At 74.4% G+C, this 3291-nt stretch carries 1 protein-coding gene; it reads right to left on the bottom strand.

The window, feature by feature from the left end:
• On the bottom strand, window positions 1-3291 hold a 3291-nt coding region (locus KN815_RS38250; protein ID WP_216346416.1), incomplete at both ends, for a type I polyketide synthase.

The raw sequence follows: 3291 nt of genomic DNA, 5'->3' as shown, positions 1-3291 counted from the left end.
CCGCTCCTGGCCGTAGGTGGCCAGCAGCGCCTGCGCCTCGATCGGGTCACCCAGCGTCGTACCGGTGCCGTGTGCCTCGACGACGTCCACCTCGGCGGGCGACAGCCGGGCGTTGGCGAGGGCCTGCCGGATCACCCGCTGCTGGGACGGCCCGTTCGGCGCCGTCAGCCCGTTGGACGCACCGTCCTGGTTGATCGCCGAGCCCCGCACGACCGCCAGCACCGGGTGGCCGTTCTTGCGCGCGTCCGACAGCCGCTCGACCAGCAGCATGCCCACGCCCTCGGCCGGGCTGAAGCCGTCCGCGTCCGAGGAGAACGCCTTGCTGCGGCCGTCGGAGGACAGTCCGCGCTGGCGGCTGAACTCGATGAAGGTGCCCGGGGTGGCCATCACGGTCACCCCGCCCGCGAGCGCGATGGTGCACTCGCCCTGGCGCAGCGACTGGACGGCCAGGTGCAGCGCCACCAGCGACGCCGAGCACGCGGTGTCGACGGTGACCGCCGGGCCCTCCAGGCCGAAGGTGTACGAGAGGCGGCCGGAGACGACGCTCGCGGCGCTGCCGGTGGCCAGATGGCCCTCGTAGCCCTCGGTGTTGCTGCGCATGACGATGGAGTAGTCGGAGCCGTTGGTGCCGACGAAGACACCGGACGGGGTGCCGTGCAGCGTGGCCGGGTCGATGCCCGCCCGCTCGAACGCCTCCCACGACGTCTCCAGCAGCAGCCGCTGCTGCGGGTCCATCGCCATGGCCTCACGCGGCGAGATCCCGAAGAAGGTGGGGTCGAAGTCGGCGGCCCCGGTGAGGAATCCGCCCTCGCGGGTGTAGCTGGTGCCCTGCGCGTCCGGGTCCGGGTTGTACAGGGACTCGATGTCCCAGCCGCGGTCGCCCGGGAACTCCGACAGCGCGTCGCCACCGGAGGTGAGCAACTGCCACAGCTCCTCCGGGGTGCGCACACCGCCCGGGAAGCGGCAGCTCATGGAGACGATGGCGATCGGCTCGTCGTCGGCGAGCGCCGCCGCCGTCGGCAGCGCGGCCACGGCCGCCTGCTGCCCGCCCGCGATCTCGGTGCGCAGATGGCGCGCGAGCACCGTGGGCGTGGGGTAGTCGAAGATCAGCGTCGGCGGCAGCTTCAGCCCGCTGGCGGCGCCGAGCCGGTTGCGCAGCTCGACGGCGGTCAGCGAGTCGAAGCCCAGCTCCTTGAAGGCCCGGCCCGCCTCGACGTCGTCCGCGCCGGCGTAGCCCAGGACGGCCGCGACGGCGGTGCGGACCAGCTCCAGCACCAGCCGCTCCCGCTCGGCCTCCGGCACCCCGGCGAGCTGCCGCGCCAGCGCCACCGCGCCCGCGCCGTCCGCCTCGGTGTCCCCGGCCATGTCCTGGATGACGTCCCGCGCCTCGGGCAGGTCGTGCAGCAGCGGACGGGAGCGGCCGGAAGTGAAGGCGAGAACGAAGCGCTTCCACTCCATGTCGACGACGGTCAGTACCGACTCGTCGCGGTCCAGCGCGTGCTGGAGCGCGGTGACGGCCGACCGTGGCGCCATCTCGATGACACCGTGGCGGCGCATCCGGTCACCGACACCGCCCTCGGCCATCCCGCCCTCGCCCCACGGGCCCCAGGCCAGCGAGGTGGCGGGCAGTCCCTGGGCGCGCCGGTGCTCGGCGAAGGCGTCGAGGAAGGCGTTGCCCGGGGCGTAGTTGCCCTGGCCGGGCGCGCCGAAGGTGGCCGCGAAGGACGAGAACAGCACGAACGCCGAGAGGTCCAGCTCCCGGGTCAGCTCGTGCAGATGGCGGGTGGCGTCGACCTTGACCTTCAGCACCCGGTCCACCTGGTCCGGGGTCAGGCCCTCGATCACCCCGTCGTCCAGCACGGCGGCCGTGTGGACGACGGCCGTCAGCGGGTGCTCGGCGGGGATGCCCGCGAGCAGCGCCTCGACCTGGGCACGGTCGGCCACATCGCATGCGGCGATGGTCACCTTCGCGCCCAGCTCGGTCAGTTCGGACCGCAGATCCGCCGCGCCCGGGGCCTCCAGACCACGGCGGCTGGTGAGCACCAGATGCTCGGCGCCGCCCGCGGCCAGCCAGCGCGCCACATGGGCGCCCAGCGCGCCCGTACCGCCGGTGACCAGCGTCGTACCGGCCGGTTCCCAGGTCCGTACGGCGGGCGTGGCGGCCAGCGGGGCGCGCACCAGACGGCGTACCAGCAGCCCGGTGGCGCGGATCGCGACCTGGTCCTCCTCCTCGGCCCCGGCGAGCACGGTCACCAGCCGGGCCAGCGCCTTCTCGTCGGGCGCCCCGGGCAGATCGACCAGACCGCCCCAGCGCTCGCCGTGCTCCAGCGCGGCCACCCGGCCGAGCCCCCAGACCAGCGCCTGCTCGGGGGATTCGAGGGTGTCCGTACGGCCCACGGAGACGGCGCCACGGGTGGCGGACCACAGCGGCGCGCCGATCTCCGCGTCGCCCAGCGCCTGCACCAGCGCGAGCTGCGCCGCCACTCCGGCGGGGACGGAGGGGTGCCGGGGGTGCGGATGGCCGTCGAGGGCCAGCAGCGACAGGACTCCGGCGAACGGGATGCCATCGGTTTCGGTGAACGCGGCCCGCAGCCGCGCGATCAGTTCGTCCCGGCCGTCGGCGTCGGTGTCCACGGCGATCCGCCGTACGTCGGCGCCGCGTTCGGCGAGCACACCGGCCACCGCGTCGGTCCAGACGTCCTCGGTGGCCGGGGCGACGAGGAGCCACGCGCCGGACAGCCGGGCCGGCTGCCCATCGGCGAGCGGCTTCCAGGCGACGCGGTATCGCCAGCCGTCTACCGTGGACTGCTCACGGCTCTGCTTGCGCCAGGTGGCCAGCGCGGGCAGCAGCGCGCTGACCCGCTCATCGCCGTCGACGTCCAGCTCGGCGGCGAGCGCCTGCCAGTCCTCGCGCTCCACGGCCTCCCAGAAGCGGGCCTCTACGGGGTCGGCGGCGGTGGCGGCAGCCGCGGGGGTGCCCGCCTCGAGCCAGTAGTGCTGGTGCTGGAAGGCGTACGTGGGCAGCTCGACGCGCTCCGCGCCCGTACCGTCGAACACCGCCTGCCAGTCGACGCTCACCCCGCGCGTCCACGCCTCGCCGACGGACGCCCAGAAGCGGTCCAGACCGCCCTCGTCACGGCGCAACGACCCGATCGCGGCAGCCTCACGGCCCGCGTCCTCGGCCGTCTCCTGCACACCCATGGTCAGCACGGGGTGCGCGCTGGACTCGATGAAGGCACCGAAGCCCTCGTCCAGCAGACGGCGGACCGCGCCCTCCAGCTCGACAGTGCG

It is taken from the genome of Streptomyces niphimycinicus, from assembly GCF_018883605.1.
GTDB classification, from domain to species: Bacteria; Actinomycetota; Actinomycetes; order Streptomycetales; family Streptomycetaceae; genus Streptomyces; species Streptomyces niphimycinicus.
The sequence above is the reverse complement of the archived record's forward strand: the minus strand, read 5'-3'. Positions and strand labels throughout refer to the sequence as shown.